16 protein-coding genes are annotated in these 13933 nt (G+C 63.0%); 12 read left to right on the top strand and 4 right to left on the bottom strand.

The window, feature by feature from the left end; translation table 11 throughout:
• The first annotated feature begins 36 nt into the window (after positions 1-36).
• From AC1XDK_RS09665 to AC1XDK_RS09655, 3 genes are all read left to right on the top strand, one after another.
• Positions 37-888: an NmrA/HSCARG family protein gene (locus AC1XDK_RS09665; RefSeq protein ID WP_483349655.1), complete on the top strand. Its 852-nt coding sequence runs from the start codon at positions 37-39 to the stop codon at positions 886-888.
• A 72-nt stretch (positions 889-960) separates the two neighbouring features.
• Positions 961-1497, top strand: coding sequence for a gamma carbonic anhydrase family protein (locus AC1XDK_RS09660; protein WP_483349653.1), 537 nt, complete (start codon positions 961-963; stop codon positions 1495-1497).
• A gap of 131 nt (positions 1498-1628) precedes the next feature.
• Positions 1629-3167: an alpha,alpha-trehalose-phosphate synthase (UDP-forming) gene (locus AC1XDK_RS09655; RefSeq protein WP_483349652.1), complete on the top strand. Its 1539-nt coding sequence runs from the start codon at positions 1629-1631 to the stop codon at positions 3165-3167.
• Position 3168: 1 nt separating this feature from the next.
• On the opposite strand, the gene AC1XDK_RS09650 is transcribed toward AC1XDK_RS09655, so the two are convergent.
• Complete coding sequence (locus AC1XDK_RS09650; protein ID WP_483349650.1) at positions 3169-4542, bottom strand: nicotinate phosphoribosyltransferase; 1374 nt, start codon at positions 4540-4542, stop codon at positions 3169-3171.
• A gap of 101 nt (positions 4543-4643) precedes the next feature.
• Between AC1XDK_RS09650 and AC1XDK_RS09645 the strand changes: the two genes are divergently transcribed.
• The 4 genes from AC1XDK_RS09645 to AC1XDK_RS09630 all read left to right on the top strand — a co-directional run bounded on the left by AC1XDK_RS09645 (position 4644) and on the right by AC1XDK_RS09630 (position 7779).
• Positions 4644-4775, top strand: a complete 132-nt coding sequence (locus AC1XDK_RS09645; protein ID WP_255665796.1) for a hypothetical protein — start codon at positions 4644-4646, stop codon at positions 4773-4775.
• Between the two features lie 92 nt (positions 4776-4867).
• A complete protein-coding gene (locus tag AC1XDK_RS09640) occupies positions 4868-6205 on the top strand; it encodes a RimK family alpha-L-glutamate ligase (protein WP_483349648.1) in 1338 nt (445 codons plus the stop codon).
• Between the two features lie 154 nt (positions 6206-6359).
• A complete protein-coding gene (locus AC1XDK_RS09635; RefSeq protein ID WP_483349647.1) occupies positions 6360-7583 on the top strand; it encodes an HAD family hydrolase in 1224 nt (407 codons plus the stop codon).
• Between the two features lie 52 nt (positions 7584-7635).
• The gene (locus AC1XDK_RS09630; RefSeq protein WP_483349645.1) at positions 7636-7779 is read left to right on the top strand and encodes a YHS domain-containing protein; all 144 of its coding nucleotides are present in this window, start codon (positions 7636-7638) and stop codon (positions 7777-7779) included.
• A gap of 2 nt (positions 7780-7781) precedes the next feature.
• Here AC1XDK_RS09630 and AC1XDK_RS09625 read toward each other — a convergent pair whose 3' ends face one another.
• Together AC1XDK_RS09625 and AC1XDK_RS09620 are read right to left on the bottom strand one after the other, a co-directional pair.
• The gene (locus AC1XDK_RS09625) at positions 7782-8426 is read right to left on the bottom strand and encodes a hypothetical protein (protein WP_483349643.1); all 645 of its coding nucleotides are present in this window, start codon (positions 8424-8426) and stop codon (positions 7782-7784) included.
• A gap of 125 nt (positions 8427-8551) precedes the next feature.
• The gene (locus AC1XDK_RS09620) at positions 8552-8818 is read right to left on the bottom strand and encodes a MoaD/ThiS family protein (protein ID WP_483349642.1); all 267 of its coding nucleotides are present in this window, start codon (positions 8816-8818) and stop codon (positions 8552-8554) included.
• Between the two features lie 100 nt (positions 8819-8918).
• Here AC1XDK_RS09620 and AC1XDK_RS09615 point away from each other — a divergent pair, with 100 nt between their 5' ends.
• Positions 8919-9833: a dihydrodipicolinate synthase family protein gene (locus AC1XDK_RS09615; RefSeq protein ID WP_483349641.1), complete on the top strand. Its 915-nt coding sequence runs from the start codon at positions 8919-8921 to the stop codon at positions 9831-9833.
• A 106-nt stretch (positions 9834-9939) separates the two neighbouring features.
• The gene (locus tag AC1XDK_RS09610; RefSeq protein ID WP_483349639.1) at positions 9940-10788 is read left to right on the top strand and encodes a NosD domain-containing protein; all 849 of its coding nucleotides are present in this window, start codon (positions 9940-9942) and stop codon (positions 10786-10788) included.
• Here AC1XDK_RS09610 and AC1XDK_RS09605 read toward each other — a convergent pair.
• Entirely contained in the window at positions 10772-11875 is a 1104-nt protein-coding gene (locus AC1XDK_RS09605; protein WP_483349638.1) for a glycoside hydrolase 5 family protein, read from the bottom strand. The genes AC1XDK_RS09610 and AC1XDK_RS09605 overlap by 17 nt on opposite strands.
• Here AC1XDK_RS09605 and AC1XDK_RS09600 point away from each other — a divergent pair.
• From AC1XDK_RS09600 to AC1XDK_RS09590, 3 genes are all read left to right on the top strand, one after another.
• Complete coding sequence (locus tag AC1XDK_RS09600) at positions 11874-12065, top strand: hypothetical protein (RefSeq protein WP_483349636.1); 192 nt, start codon at positions 11874-11876, stop codon at positions 12063-12065. The genes AC1XDK_RS09605 and AC1XDK_RS09600 overlap by 2 nt on opposite strands.
• A gap of 141 nt (positions 12066-12206) precedes the next feature.
• Complete coding sequence (locus tag AC1XDK_RS09595; RefSeq protein ID WP_483349635.1) at positions 12207-12332, top strand: hypothetical protein; 126 nt, start codon at positions 12207-12209, stop codon at positions 12330-12332.
• A 50-nt stretch (positions 12333-12382) separates the two neighbouring features.
• Positions 12383-13621 (top strand): mandelate racemase/muconate lactonizing enzyme family protein, encoded by a 1239-nt coding sequence (locus AC1XDK_RS09590; RefSeq protein WP_483349634.1) that lies wholly within the window; start codon positions 12383-12385, stop codon positions 13619-13621.
• Positions 13622-13933 lie beyond the last annotated feature (312 nt).

The following is a 13933-nucleotide window of genomic DNA, read 5'->3' as shown; positions in this document are numbered from 1 at the left end:
AACGACTAAGCGACTCCGCGGCGTCCTCTCTCCGTCATGCCACCGGAACGAGTACTCGTGGCGGGAGCAACGGGGAGACAGGGAGGAGCGGTCGCACGTCATCTCATGGACAGAGGAGTGGAGGTCCACGCGCTGACGAGGGACCCGGGGAGCGACGCGGCACGGGAGTTGAACGAATTGGGTGCGGTAGTCGTGGAGGGGAACCTCTTGGACGAGGCGTCGCTCGCACGCGTCATGCCCGACATGGACGGGGTCTACGGAGTCACCACGTCGGAAGGGGGATTGGACGCCGAGGTCGAACAGGGGACGAACCTCGGTGAGGCCGCCGCCGAACACGGCGTGGATCACTTCGTGTTCAGTTCGGTGTGGGGTGCCGACGAGGACAGCGGCGTGCCGTTCTTCGACACGAAACACACCATCGAGCGCCGCCTCGCCAACCTCGATTTGCCGCTCACAGTCGTCAGGCCGGTGTTCTTCATGCAGAATCTGGAGGGCATGCGCGACGACGTGATGAACGAAACGCTGTCGATGGCGCTGGAACCGCGCGTTCCGCACTACATGATCGACGTTGACGATATCGGCGCGATCGTCGCGGAGGCCTTCCACGGCCGGGCAAACTACGTCGAACGGAGCATCGATATCGCGGGCGACGAACTCACACTCTCGGCGATGGCGGTTCGACTCTCGGAGAGCATCGGCATCGACGTGACGGCGGACCACGTCCCCATCGACGCCTTCGAAAAGCGGGCGGGCGAGGGGTACGCGGCGATGTACCGCTGGTTCAATCGGCGGGAAGCGCCCATCGACCTCGCGGAACTGCGGGCGAATCACGACGTGGAGTTCACGCTGTTCGAGGAGTACCTCCGAGAACACGAATGGAGCGAGTAGGCGTCCTCGTCGAATCGGTCCCGAACTTCGACTCCCCAGCAGAGCTTTGACCGAGAACGTCGTGTCAGTGGTATGGTTCGAACGTACGGGTTCGAAGGGGGTGAACCGTCGATACACGAATCGGCCCACGTCTGCCGGGAGGCAATCGTGGTAGGGGCCGTCGAAATCGACGCGGACGCAAGTGTCTGGCCGGGTGCCGTCCTTCGGGGTGACGTGGCTCCGGTCCGAATCGGTCGAGAATCCCACATCGGCGACAACGCGGTACTACACGCCTCGACGGTCGGCAAGCGGGTGATGGTCGGCCACGGGGCGGTGTTGAACGAGGCGGAAATCGGTGACGGGGCGCTCGTCGGGTTCAACGCGACGATAAATACGGACGTAACGATTGGCGAGCGGTGCATCGTGGCGGCGGGGACCGTCACGCCCGAATCGGCCGAAATTCCGCCCGAATCGTTCGTTCGCGGGGTCCCCGCGCGAGTGACGCCGCTCGCGGAGACGACCATCGATGCGGAGGAGATATTCGAATCGTACTCCTCGGGGGAGTACACGGGACTCGCGGAACGTCACGGAGCGCTGTTCGAGGAGGAAGACGGAACGCGGGTCGAGTGACAGATAGAACGCGTCCAGACGCGGGGGAAATGGCTCCCGGCCGACGTTCCGATGATTATAAAGGAACTTGCCAGCGCAACCCACGCAGTGATTGGTTTCACTCCCCCAGAAAGGAACGAGCGACAACTATAATGGACGAAACTGCAGATGGCACTCCCTCCGAACCGGGAGAGCGGGACGCCGCTTCCGCGACGCTTCCGCTCGGAAACCGCGAATTGGTCCTCGTGTCGAACAGGGAGCCATACGTTCACGAATGGGATGGAGACGAAATTCACGTCGCCCGCCCGGCAGGCGGCCTGACCTCGGCACTCGACCCGATGATGGCGAGTACCGGCGGAACGTGGGTCGCGTGGGGAAGCGGCGACGGCGACGAGGAGATGAGCGACGAGAACGGGTGTGTGCGCGTACCGCCCGACTCGCCCGCTTACGATTTGAAGCGCGTCTCCCTCACGGACGAACAGGTCACGAACTACTACTACGGGTACAGCAATCAGGTACTCTGGCCGCTGTGTCACTCCGATACGGCCAAGATGACGCCGAAGCAGGAGTTCTGGCGACACTACCGCGAGACGAACGAGCACTTCGCGGACGCGATACGGGAGCAAGTGGACCCGTCGGAGGCGGTCATCTGGTTCCAGGATTATCACTTCGCGCTCGCGCCGCGACGAATCCGCGAGTCCGCACCCGACGCGTTCTGCATGCAGTTCTGGCACATCCCGTGGCCCTCGTGGGACGTGCTCAGGAGTTGCCCGGAGTACGACGAACTCCTCGACGGACTGCTGGCGAACGACCTCCTCGGCTTCCACACCGACCGCTACTGCGAGAACTTCCTCGAATGCGTCTCGGAGGCGTTGGACGCCGACGTAAACCACGAGGAAGGGACGATTCGCTACGAGGGGCGGACGGTTTGCGTCGAATCGTTCCCGCTCGGCATCGACGCCGCGGAACGACGACAACTCGCCGGGTCGGCGGAAGCGGACGGGGCGTGGGAATCGCTCCGGGAATCGTATCCGCTCGGGGCCGAGCGGTTGGCGGTCGGGGTCGACAGGTTGGATTACACGAAGGGAATCGAACAGCGGTTGGCCGCCCTCGAACTGCTGTGGGAGCGACATTCGGAATGGCGTGGACGCCTCACCTACGTCCAGAAGGCGAGCGTGAGCCGCAGTCGAATCGACGACTATCAGCGCGTCCGAGAGACCGTGACGGACGAAGTCGAGCGGATAAACGAGCGGTTCGGGACGGAGACGTGGCAACCCATCGTCTACATCGAGGACCGCCTGTCGGTGGCCGAACTGGCCGCCCTGTACCGGGAGTCGGACGTGGCCCTCGTGAGTTCGCTCCGGGACGGAATGAACCTCGTGGCGAAGGAGTTCGTGGCGTCGCAGGTGGACGAACCCGGCGTGTTGGTCCTCAGCGAACTCGTCGGCGCACACGAGAGCCTCGGAGACGCGGCGCTGACGGTGCATCCGAACGACACCGAATCATTCACGAACAGCATCGAGGAAGCGCTGACGATGAACCCGTCCGAACGGAGAGACCGTATGGCACGGCTATGGATCGAAGTCGAGGAAAACGACATCGAGGCGTGGAAACACGGCGTGCTTCAGCGGGCGGGCGAACTGCTGACGGAGCGGAACGGCGAGAACATGAAGCAGGGCGAGAGGATGTGACTCATCGCGCTTCCAACTCGGCCTGCACGTCGCCAGTCAGTTCACGAAGGCCGTCGCTGATTTCGACGGGATAGGTGGCCGGAGAGCGCAACGCTCGGCACTCGTCGGGTAGTTTTCGTCGGCGTTTGCCCGTCCGGTCGGCGATGGCTCCGAGTTCCGGCGGGTCGGAGACCCGTTCCCCGTCCTCGAAGATGGGAACGAGTTGTTCCTCACCGGGACCGTCTTCGCCGCGCAATCCGAGAACATCGCGCTCGTAACCGTTCTCTCCGACCCGGCGGATACTTTTCGCACAGGGGTACGTGGCCTTGCCCGACGACAGTTTCATGCTCGGGCGCATCTCGCCGTCGCGTTCGACTTCGGTGAGTTTGTACACGAGGTCGAGCGACGGCGCGTCCCTGCTGGTCGTCAGTGCGGTGCCGGGACCGAACCCCGTCGCCACGCCGCCGTCGCGGAGGAAGTCGGCGATTTTGTGCTCGTCCATGCTGGAGGAGACGAAGATGGGACGGTCCCCGACGATTTCGGCGACGTCCTTCGAGAGCGGGGCGAGGTCGCCCGAATCGAGTCGCACGCCGACCTCGGCGTCGTGGTCTTCGGCCACGTCCATCGCCAGTTTCGCGCCCTCGACGGTGTCGTAGGTGTCCACGAGCAGAATCGTGTCCTCGTGATACTGGTCGAGGAACGTCTCGAACGCCTCGCGCTCGTCCCCGAAACTCTGTATCCACGAGTGGGCCATCGTCCCGTAGACGGGGAGCGAAAACTCCTCACCGGCGGCGACGAGCGAGGTGCCGTCGAACCCGCCGATGGCGGCGGCGCGAGCGGCCTTCATTCCGGCGTCGGTGCCGTGGGCGCGCCGCGCGCCGAAATCGACGAGCGACTGGTCGTCGCCGTACCGCTCGACGGCCTCGCGCATTCTTGCGGCTTTCGACGCCACGAGGGTCTGAAAGCCGACCTGATTCAACAACACCGTCTCGAACAGTTGGGCTTCGAAGATGGGTGCGGTCACTTCCAGCAGGGGTTCGTCGGGGAAGACGGGCGTTCCTTCGGGGAGCGCCCGCACCGTTCCCGTGAACTCGAACTCCGCGAGTCGAGTGAGGAAGTCGTCGTCGAACCCGCGACTTCGAAGGTATTCGATAGCTCGTCTGCCGAACGAGAGTTCCTCGATGTACGCCATCGCCTGTTCCAACCCGGCCGCGAGGAGGTAGCCCCTGTCGGCCGGAAGTCGTCGGAAGAAGAGGCTGAAGGTCGCTCGCGGGTCGTGGTCCGCGGCGTGATAGCCCTGCAACATCGTCAACTCGTAGAGGTCGGTGAACAGCCCCAAATTCTCGGGCGTGACGTAGCCGAACTGCTCTCCATCCCCCGTATCGGTCCCCACCATAGCCACCGTGACGACGCCGCGCCAGTAATAGTTAGGGGCGGGAACGTTCGTGGCCGAAATCCGGCGAGAGGCGTTTATTCGTGGAACACCTACTCCGTGGCATGAACTTGGAATCGCTCAAACCCGATTTCCTCACGCCGAACTGGAAGTGCCACTCGTGCGGGAAGAAGTACTGGCGCAACCGTCGCCAGTGCAGCAAGTGTCAGAGCACCGTCTTCGACCGAATCCGCTAGGTCGGTGAAAGAACTACTCTTCGCGGACGTCGGAACAACTGCTAGTAACAGAGCAATAAGTATTTTGAGCCAAGTTAGCCAATGCCATACCGATGTCGGGAGAAACGACGGTACGAGTCGGTGTTTTGAGCCTTCACAACAGTAAGGAGACGAAAGCCATTCTGAACGCCGTCGAAGCGCTGGGTCACGACCCGGTCTGGCTTCGTCGGGAGAACACGTCCGTCGAGATACGGGACGGCGAACTCGTCCTCGAACCGGACGTCGACGTCATCGCCAATCGGTTGTTGCTCTCGAAGACCGAGTATCCCGACGAACTGCTCGGTCTCGTGAACATGTTCGCGAGCATCGTCCCGACGCTCAACCGACCGATGTCGGTGTTACGAGCGACGCACAAGTTCGCCGCCGCGGTGCGATTGGCGGAGGAGGGGATTCGGGTTCCCGATGCCATCCTCGCGCTCTCCACGGAGCGACTCAACGAACTGTGTGAGCCGTACGGCTCCGAGGCGGTGTACAAGACGGCAATCGGGACCCACGGCGGCGGGACGTGGAAGGTAGATTTGAACGCCCCCATCAGTTCCCGCGTCGGAAAGCGACAGGCGTTCGTCCAGCAACTCATCGAACAGGGAGGGGATGGTCCGCACAGCGACCTCCGAGTCTACGTGGTTGGCGATTCCGTCATCGGCGGGATGATTCGTTCGGCCCCGGAGGAGGAGTGGCGGACGAACGTCGCACTGGGCGGCGACGTGAGCGCGGCGGGTGACGTACTCACGGACGAGGTCACGCGGATAGCACTCGACGCGGCGGACGCCATTGGCCTCGACTACGCCGGTGTGGATCTCATCCGGAACGAGGAGGACTGGTACGTCCTCGAAGTCAACCCGACGGCCGGGTTCAAGGGATTCTTCGAGGCGACCGGCCACAGTCCGGCACCGCACATCGCCCGCGCCGCCATCGAAACGGCGGGCGGGTCCGTGGACGAGGACCGGGTCATGGACCTGACTGCGACGCTCGACGACACCGTCCCGTCCTGTAAACCCTCCCTCGCCCGCCGCGACCTATCGGAGCAACCGACCATCGGATACACGACGGAAGTCGTCGTCAGCGGGACGACGGGGTCGGAGACGGTGGTCGCCAAATCCGACACGGGCGCGAGTCGGACCAGCATCGACACCGGTATCGCCGCCGACGTCGGTGCGGGGCCGATTCGGCGAACCTCGCGGGTCCGCTCGGGGAGTTCGAAGTCGAGTCGCACGCGTCCGGTGGTCGATATCGTCGTCGGCATCGCCGGAAACCACTACACCGTCTCGGCGAACGTCGAGGACCGGAGCCACATGGAAAACCCGGTCCTCCTCGGCCGCGACATCCTCGAACACTACCAAGTGGACATCAGCAAGCGGGTCGGCGAGGAGGACACCACCATCGAGGAGTGACCGTCGGAGGACGTGCGACTATCGACGCACGTGAAACCCCGACCGAGTTCTCGGTTTCGGTGGACGATTGGACCGATTTTCGACCTCTGTCTTCGACGTGACAATATCCCCCACTGCCCCCGACCTTTATCCCGGAAAGCGACCCACTCCCAGTATGGAACGCTACGACGCCCTCTATCGGCTCTACGACGAGTTCGACGCGAAGACACTCAGAGCGTATCAGGATTTCGTGGACGTGTTTCCGCCGGTCGATTCCCGCGTCGCGCTGGAACACTGGCAGTCTGCGAGCGAGGAGTTGGAGCGACGGAAGGACGAGATTCGGGAGGGGTTCGACGCGGGAGAAACGTACGCGGACGTGGCGGCCCACGCCACGCGCGACCAAGCGTTCACCGCGCTCGACCTCTACTCGAAGTACGGTCGGTCGGTGAACGCGCTCGTCTTGGACGTGGACGAGACGCTTCGGTCGGCGGGCGGAACGGACAACGAGATTCCGCGGGAGGTACTCAACCTGTTGACCGAGTTCCACGAGAAGGGCGTCCCCATCGTCGTCTGTACGGGTCAGACGTTGGAGAACGTGAAGGGGTTCACGATTCAGGGACTCGGCAACGAAATCGTCCACTCCGGGACGGTAAGCATCGTCTACGAGGCGGGAACGGGCGTGTTCACGCCGGGCCACGGCGCGGAGACGAAGCGGTTGCTGTTCGAGGAGCTAGACGACGACATCCGGAACGTGTTCGACACGGTACGTTCGCGCGTACTCTCGTCCGCACCCGAAGAACTCCGTCGATGTACCCACTTGCAGGGCAACGAGTTCAACATCACGATGAAGCCGAACTTCGAGACGGGAAGTTCGCGGGCGGTGGAGGTCATCGACGACGCGCTGGTCTACCAACTCGACCTGCTCGGCGAGACGGTGGTCGAGGACGGAAGCGAGTGGGCGCGGGCATACTACGCCGACAGCGACCCCGAGATTCGCGGCGTTCTCGAAGCAAAGGGTGGGACGCCCGACGCGGGAGTCGAGGAGATACCGGCGGACGTGCGGGACACCTTCGACCGAATCGACGTGGCCTACTACGAGGGTGACGCCGCCGAAATCGGAAGCCGGGAGTTGAACAAGGTCGTCGGCGTCGAGGCTGCATTGGACGTCCTCGGCGTCGAGGACCCATTCACCCTCGTCATGGGCGACAGCAAGAGCGACCTGCGCGTGATGCAGTGGGCGAACGAAAACGACTGTGGAATCGGTGCAGCGCCGGAACACGCCTCCGGCGACGTATTGGACCACGTGGTTCGTACCGACGAACTCATCTTCGACCGCGGGAAGGCCGGCGACGTGCTTCGGACGGTGTACGCCCTGAACAGGTTGGCGCGGTTGGGATAGGGTTGCTGATGCAGGCACAGCGGGTTTTCCTTCGGCCCTCGAATCGTCGCACATGAACGAGTGTCCGGTCTGCGGCACGGAACTGTACGAGAATCGGGAAACGGAGTTCGTAACGCGCCACCTTGGTCAACAGTATCGGTTCTGTTCGGACGACCACCGGGAGGAGTTCGAGGACGCACCCGGCGAGTACCTCTGATTTCAGTCGTACCAGTACGCGACGCCGACGACGGAGAGCGGCACCGTCGCAAGCCATAGCAGGATACGGATGGCGAAGAGTCTGGGACCGAGGAACGGATGGGCCGGTCCGATGTGAGACGTTTGAAGGTAGTAGTAGGTGCCACTCTCGTTGAGGAAACGAAGGGGGAGAGGTATCTCCGACCGCGTGCGGACCTGTCCCGTTCGAATCGCTTTTCGGAGTTTGGAACTCGTTTGGGCGGTGCCCGCCTCCAGGTCGTACGTGACGTTCGCTAGCACGGTGGCGAACGAGACGTTCCGTGCCGTCAGTATCGTCGTCCCGTTTCGCATCTCGACTGTCGGTTCGTAGAACCCGTTCCGAGTCTGGATGTACTCGTAGTTGGACGACGAACGCGAGAAGTTAGCGCCGACCGAAACGCCGCCGTGTATCGCCGCGAATTCGAATCCACAGGTGCGAGCGAGCCTCGAGGAGCAGTATTGGACCGACGAGGACTGCCGAACGTAGTGGGCCGTGTGCGAGTCGTCTAACTCGACCGCCCGGTACTCGTATCGGAGGCCGGTACCGTCGGGAACCAACCAGAGCGTGTTCGCCGCGAACGCGACGGCGAGGAGAAAACAGAGCGCACCCATCGCTCGGCGGCGGTTCACGGAACCACCGCTCGTTCAGCGTTCATGACGAAAACGTGTCGGAAATGGGTATAAGTTTTCTGTCGAAGGAAGACGAGAAGGAACAGAAACCGAGGGTCCGAGATTGCGGGAAGCGCCGCGTCGAGTCAGGCGTGAACCTGCACGCAGACGGTGTCGCCCGCTTCGACGGGACTGTGAGCCGAGAGCGGTTCGTGGTCGGATTCTCGGACGAGGGTCGTGTCCGAGCGGATACCGAGTCCGTCCGCGATTCCGGCGCTGACTTGCGAACCGTAGCGCTCGCCGAGTTGTTCGACGACGTCCTCGACAGTTGCCTCGTCGGGGACGGCCACGCGTGCGTCACGGGTTCCGGTGCGTGCGACCATCGGGCCGGTGAGTTTAACTGTGACGTTCATACACACACGTTCGAACCCCTGCAACAAAAAGTTTACTCAGTCTCGAAAAACTGCTCCCGATACGAAACCGCTTATTGGGTCGGGGGACGAGCGTCCGAGTATGTCGCACGCACCAGAACCGGGGACGGACGACCCGCTCTCCCTTCACGGCGTCGTTCCGCCCACGATTACGGCGTTTCACGATGACGAATCGGTGAACTACGAAGCCACGGCGGCCCACGCCCAGTACGTCGTGGACGGCGGCGCACACGGCGTCTTCCCGCTCGGCACGAACGGCGAGTTCCCGCTGCTGACCGGCGAGGAGAAACGCGGCGTCGTCGAGGCAGTCGTGGACGCGGTGGACGAGGTACCCGTCATCGCGGGCGTCGGCGCGCCGAGCACGTACGAAACCGTCGCGCACGCTGAACACGCCGAGTCGGTCGGTGCGGACGGTCTGGTCGTCGTCACGCCGTACTACTACCCGCTGGACCACGACGCGGCGGTCGAACACTATCGGCGGGTCTGTGCGGCCGTCGACCTGCCGGTGTACGTCTACCACATCCCGAGCAAGACCGGTAACTCGCTGTCGCTCGACACCCTCGACGACCTCGCCGAGATACCGAACCTCGCCGGACTCAAGGATTCGAGCAAGGACGTCCCGTGGCTTGGACAGGCCGTCGACGCCCATCCGGAACTCACGTTCCTCTCGGGGTCCGACTCGCTGATTCTACCGGGGCTACAACTCGGCTGTACCGGAACGGTGAGCGCGGTCGCGAACGCGTTCCCGGAACTGATAGTCTCCCTCTACGATGCCTACGACGAGGGCGACGAGGAACGCGCCCGCGAACTCCAGAGCGAGGTGTATGCGATTCGGAGCGCGCTGAAGGGCGGGGCGTACATGGCGGGCGTGAAGACGGCGCTCGACGTGCTCGATTTGGACTTCTCCCCCGGGCCGCTTCGGAGTCCGCTCCGGAAGATGGACGAGTCCGACCGAGCGGCGCTCGAATCCGACCTCCGGGCGCTCGACATGCTCTGATTATCGACGTGTACGGTCGATTTCCCCGTTCACACGGGACCTTTCTTCCGAGTAGGCGACCCTTACGAGGAGAGCGTATAACAGGGGCCCCGTTGTGCGTGGGACCATGCTTCCCTCGCGCGTTCTCGTCGTCGGGTTGGTTCTCCTCTGCGTCGTCGGTGGCGCTGCCCACGTCGGCAGTCCACCGGTCGCCAGCGCGACTGCCGCATCGGCGACGACGACGGCCCCCCAAACCGCAACGACGGTCGGTTCATGTACGACAATCACGAGGCCGGGGCACTACGTCCTCGCACACGACATCCACAACGGGAAGACGGCCATCTCGACGGGGTGTATCAAAATCCGCGCGGACGACGTGGTGTTCGACGGTGGCGGGCACACCTTGGACGGATACGGCGTCAGCGACACGAGCGGCGTCCACGTCGATGGCGTGTCGAACGTGACGGTGCGAAATCTCCGAACGAAGGACTGGAATCGCGGCGTCTACGTGCAGGATTCGTCCGCCGTGACCGTGCGCGACGTCGTCACCTTCAACAACGCCATCGGAATCGGCGTGACCGACGCCGACGCTCGATTGGTGAACAACACGGTCAGGGACGGCCTTCGCGGCCTCGTCCTCGCGGACGCGTGGGACGACGACCTGCGCCGCAATCGAATCCACCACAACGACGCCATCGACATCTATGCGCCGATGGCGTTGGTGAACGTCTTCGGCGTGCAGTTCACCGTCGGCCCGCCGCTTGACCCCGACGGCGACGGACGCTACGAGGACGTGAGCGGCAACGGGAAAGTCGGCGTCGTGGACGCCGTGTCGCTTCCGATAGTCGCCGCGGCCGAGACGGTCGGACTCGCCGACATCCCGGAAGAGCAACGGGCCGCCCTCGATTTCGACGGCGACGGCAACTTCGACCACGGTGACGTGTTAGCGTACGCCGGACTCACGCCTTCCGGATGACTTCTTTCGCCCAGTCGGGCCACTCCTTGCGTTGTTGGCCGTCGAACTCGCCGTCGCCGGACATGGCCTTGAGGGCGCTCGCATCCTCCGTGCTCCAGACCGCACCGTCCTCGTGGAAGACGCCGTTCAGGATGCCGCGTTTTCGCTGGCTCAGCATGTAGGCCGGTTTGAGCATGAGCGACCAGAAGAAGTTGCCGACGCCCGATTTTTTGATGACGGGTGCGAGCGACGCGTAATCCGGGCCGCGCTGGGCCACGGACACTTCCTTCTGTCCCCACCCGAAGTCGGCGATACGTTGCCACTCGGTCAACCAGACGGGCATGTTGACGCTGCGTTCGAGTTCGTTGGCCTGCTGTAGGACGCCGCTGTAGATGTCCGTCGTGTTCGGGTAGTTGTAGTGAAACTGTATCACGTCGATGCCCCAGTCGTAGTAGTCCGTGGCGTTTGCGAAACTCGTCGCGCCGATGGTCAACGGAACGTCGCCGCGCTGTTGGCGGGTGAACTCGAACATCTCGCGGGCGAACCGCTTCTTCCACGGCCGCCATCCGGGTTCGTTCATCACTTCGATGGCGAGGACCCGTTCGTCGTCGCGGTAGCGGTTCATCACCCACTCGACGAACCGCTTCGGTCCGTCCCACTCGTCGGGATTCCGCATCACCCGCTTCCCCGGCGACCAGACCGACGTTCCCGTCCACGGGTCGGTGTCGTGGAGATTCTGTGGCGTCGGCGGACGGCCCACCCCCTCGAAGACGCCGAGGAGGACTCGGATGCCGCGTGAGTCGGCGGTCGAAAGGAAGTGGTCGAGCGCCCGGCCGAACGACGCCCGGTCCTCCTGCCACGCCTCGTAACTCAACCACGTTCGAATCGCGTTCAGGTTCAATCGGTCGGCGAACCCCATGTCGCGCTCCGTGACGCCGCGGTCGTAGGTGTGCCACATCTGGAAGGAGTTCATCGCCCGGGCCGGGAGGTACATCGCCCCTCGAACGTCCACCGGCGGACCCCAAGCGTCGGCGACGCATCCTGCGAGAGAAACCGCGGACGCGGCACCGGCGGCGAGGAACCCCCGTCTCGTGCACCGATGAGTCATGGAATCGCCGACAACGGCGGGCCACCTGAAAGTAGTGGTGCTACCCACGACGGTCCTGACGGACGATTTGGTGCGGCGATTCGAAACCACTCCCGCGGTCGGTTCCGAGGGAACGGAGCAATCCGCGTCGCACGCCATCGGTGATTTGCCGAACGTTTCGCGTTCGCCATCGCGGTTAGTCGGTGTATAATCGACAAAGGGAGCGACCGTTCCGACGACGAACGGAGATGGTCGGTAGTGGCTCAACGGACCGGAACGGTGAGCCTATCGCGGCTTGTAATCGGTTAATTAGTGAATAGTAAGGATACGAGACGTCAAAAGAGCAACCGAGATGCCTGAACAGCAGACCGAATCACGGGTCGTCGGGTACTATCGACGCGGGAGATACGAACTTCGTACCGAAGATTCCGTCCACGCGTGGATCAGCGCGGAAGTTCCAGTCGACGTGCGCCAGTAATAACGGACGATACCACGTGAACTTTTACTTCCGGCCGAGTACCCGCCGGTATGGGACGCGACTACTCGACGCTGCACGACCCCAACGCAGAGTACACGATGCGCAACCTCTCCGGCGAGACGATGGGTGCGACGGCATCCCGCGGGAGCAAGCGCGACATCGAAATTACCGACGTTCAGACGACGATGGTCGACGGCAACTTCCCGTGGACGCTCGTCCGCGTGTATACCGACGCCGGAATCGTCGGCACCGGTGAGGCCTACTGGGGTGCCGGTGTCCCCGAACTCATCGAGCGAATGAAGCCGTTCGTCGTCGGCGAAAATCCGCTCGACATCGACCGACTGTTCGAACACCTCGTCCAGAAGATGTCCGGCGAAGGCTCCATCGAGGGCGTCACCATCACGGCCATCTCCGGCATCGAAATCGCGCTGCACGACCTCGCGGGCAAGATTCTCGACGTTCCCGCCTACCAACTTCTCGGCGGGAAGTACCGCGACAAGGTGCGCGTGTACTGTGACTGTCACACCGCCGACGAGGCGGACCCGGACGCCTGTGCCGCCGAGGCCGAACGCGTCGTCTCCGAACTCGGCTACGACGCGCTCAAGTTCGACTTGGACGTACCCTCGGGACTCGAAAAGGACCGCGCGAACCGCCACCTTCGAAACGGGGAAATCCGCCACAAGGCGGAAATCGTGGAGAAGGTCACGGAACAAGTAAAGGACCGCGCTGACGTCGCCTTCGACTGTCACTGGTCGTTCTCGGCCGGAAGCGCACAACGTCTCGCCAAGGCCGTGGAGGACTTCGACGTGTGGTGGCTCGAAGACCCCGTTCCGCCGGAGAATCTCGGAGTGCAAGAGGAAGTGACGAAATCCACGACGACGCCCATCGCCGTCGGTGAAAACCGCTACCGCGTCACCGAGGAGCGCCGCCTTATCGAGAACCTCGCCGTGGACATCATCGCGCCCGACCTGCCGAAGGTCGGCGGCATGCGCGAAACCCGCAAAATCGCGGACGTGGCGAACCAGTACTACGTGCCGGTCGCGATGCACAACGTCTCCTCGCCGGTGGCGACGATGGCGAGCGCACAGGTCGGTGCCGCCATTCCGAACTCGCTGGCCGTCGAATACCACTCCTACCAACTCGGCTGGTGGGAGGACCTCGTGGAAGAGGACGTCATCGAGGACGGTCACATCACCGTCCCCGAGAAGCCCGGTCTCGGCCTGACGCTCGACATGGACGCCGTGGAGGCGCACATGGTAGAGGGTGAGGAGTTGTTCGACGAGGCGTGAGCTTCATCGAGCCAGCAAAGCTCTGCTTTGCGTCGTTTGATGAGGCGTAGCCTCGTCAAGCCAGTGAATCTCTGATTCACGCTGTTCGACGAAGAGTAATCTTTGTCGTGCCAACGAATCTTTGATTCGTGCTGTTCGCGAAGCGTGACTTCAACGGACACGAGATGATTGAAGGAGGAAGGCCATATCTGGGGTTACATTCTCCTCGCCGATAAACAATCATCGTCTGATAATTATGTCTGGTAAGGAAGTGTAAATTCGCCATTCTCACCCAGGAATCGTCGATAGAAACGAAATCTAAAATAGTACGAC

The organism is Haladaptatus sp. HS23, assembly GCF_056892285.1.
The sequence above is the reverse complement of the archived record's forward strand: the minus strand, read 5'-3'. Positions and strand labels throughout refer to the sequence as shown.

What these genes read in the sequence shown, in the direction of transcription:
- AC1XDK_RS09630 (WP_483349645.1), top strand. Translation starts at nt 7,636, where the DNA reads ATGAACGAGTGTCCGGTCTGCGGCACGGAACTGTACGAGAATCGGGAA.
- AC1XDK_RS09660 (WP_483349653.1), top strand. Translation starts at nt 961, where the DNA reads ATGGTTCGAACGTACGGGTTCGAAGGGGGTGAACCGTCGATACACGAA.
- AC1XDK_RS09655 (WP_483349652.1), top strand. Translation starts at nt 1,629, where the DNA reads ATGGACGAAACTGCAGATGGCACTCCCTCCGAACCGGGAGAGCGGGAC.
- AC1XDK_RS09595 (WP_483349635.1), top strand. Translation starts at nt 12,207, where the DNA reads ATGCCTGAACAGCAGACCGAATCACGGGTCGTCGGGTACTATCGACGC.
- AC1XDK_RS09610 (WP_483349639.1), top strand. Translation starts at nt 9,940, where the DNA reads ATGCTTCCCTCGCGCGTTCTCGTCGTCGGGTTGGTTCTCCTCTGCGTC.
- AC1XDK_RS09615 (WP_483349641.1), top strand. Translation starts at nt 8,919, where the DNA reads ATGTCGCACGCACCAGAACCGGGGACGGACGACCCGCTCTCCCTTCAC.
- AC1XDK_RS09620 (WP_483349642.1), bottom strand. Translation starts at nt 8,818, where the DNA reads ATGAACGTCACAGTTAAACTCACCGGCCCGATGGTCGCACGCACCGGA.
- AC1XDK_RS09605 (WP_483349638.1), bottom strand. Translation starts at nt 11,875, where the DNA reads ATGACTCATCGGTGCACGAGACGGGGGTTCCTCGCCGCCGGTGCCGCG.
- AC1XDK_RS09590 (WP_483349634.1), top strand. Translation starts at nt 12,383, where the DNA reads ATGGGACGCGACTACTCGACGCTGCACGACCCCAACGCAGAGTACACG.
- AC1XDK_RS09665 (WP_483349655.1), top strand. Translation starts at nt 37, where the DNA reads ATGCCACCGGAACGAGTACTCGTGGCGGGAGCAACGGGGAGACAGGGA.
- AC1XDK_RS09600 (WP_483349636.1), top strand. Translation starts at nt 11,874, where the DNA reads ATGGAATCGCCGACAACGGCGGGCCACCTGAAAGTAGTGGTGCTACCC.
- AC1XDK_RS09645 (WP_255665796.1), top strand. Translation starts at nt 4,644, where the DNA reads ATGAACTTGGAATCGCTCAAACCCGATTTCCTCACGCCGAACTGGAAG.
- AC1XDK_RS09650 (WP_483349650.1), bottom strand. Translation starts at nt 4,542, where the DNA reads ATGGTGGGGACCGATACGGGGGATGGAGAGCAGTTCGGCTACGTCACG.
- AC1XDK_RS09640 (WP_483349648.1), top strand. Translation starts at nt 4,868, where the DNA reads ATGTCGGGAGAAACGACGGTACGAGTCGGTGTTTTGAGCCTTCACAAC.
- AC1XDK_RS09635 (WP_483349647.1), top strand. Translation starts at nt 6,360, where the DNA reads ATGGAACGCTACGACGCCCTCTATCGGCTCTACGACGAGTTCGACGCG.